The organism is Mycobacterium scrofulaceum (assembly GCF_001667885.1).
Classification (GTDB): domain Bacteria; phylum Actinomycetota; class Actinomycetes; order Mycobacteriales; family Mycobacteriaceae; genus Mycobacterium; species Mycobacterium scrofulaceum_C.
Genome location: NZ_LZJW01000096.1, coordinates 1 through 633, shown reverse-complemented (window position 1 = coordinate 633; position 633 = coordinate 1). Strand labels below are relative to the sequence as shown.

Annotated in this window: 1 pseudogene; it reads right to left on the bottom strand. The window is 69.8% G+C overall.

The window, feature by feature from the left end:
* A pseudogene (locus A5681_RS14985) lies at window positions 1-633 on the bottom strand (cell division protein FtsH); the annotation flags it as partial.

The following is a 633-nucleotide window of genomic DNA, read 5'->3' as shown; positions in this document are numbered from 1 at the left end:
GGCTGGCCCGCGCGATGGCCGCCTTGAACGCCGGCTCGGGAACCGGGGGCGGCCACGGCTCGCCGCGCTCCATCGCCAGCTCGCCGGGCGTCTTGATCGGCGGCTTGTCCGACGGGATGCGGCCACCGAAATCGTCGAACATCGTGAGCCGAGGCCGCTTTTCGACGTCGGCGAAGATGCCCTCCAGCTCGGCGCGGTGCAGCGTTTCCTTCTCCAGGAGTTCGCCGGCCAACGTGTCGAGCACGTCGCGGTACTCGGTGAGGATCTCCCACGCCTCGGTGTGAGCCGCCTCGATCAGCTTGCGGATCTCGTCGTCGATGTCGCGGGCGACCTCGTGGGAGTAGTCGGCCTGCGTGCCCATGGTGCGGCCCAGGAAGGGATCACCGTGTTCGGTGCCGTACTTGACCGCGCCGAGCTTGGAACTCATCCCGAATTCGGTGACCATCGCGCGGGCGACCTTGGTGGCCTGCTCGATGTCGGACACCGCGCCCGTCGTCGGCTCCCGGAATACCAGTTCCTCGGCGGCGCGTCCGCCCATCGCGAACACCAGTTGCGCGATCATCTCCGACCGGGTCCGCAGGCCCTTGTCCTCCTCGGGCACCGCGACCGCGTGCCCGCCGGTGCGCCCGCGCG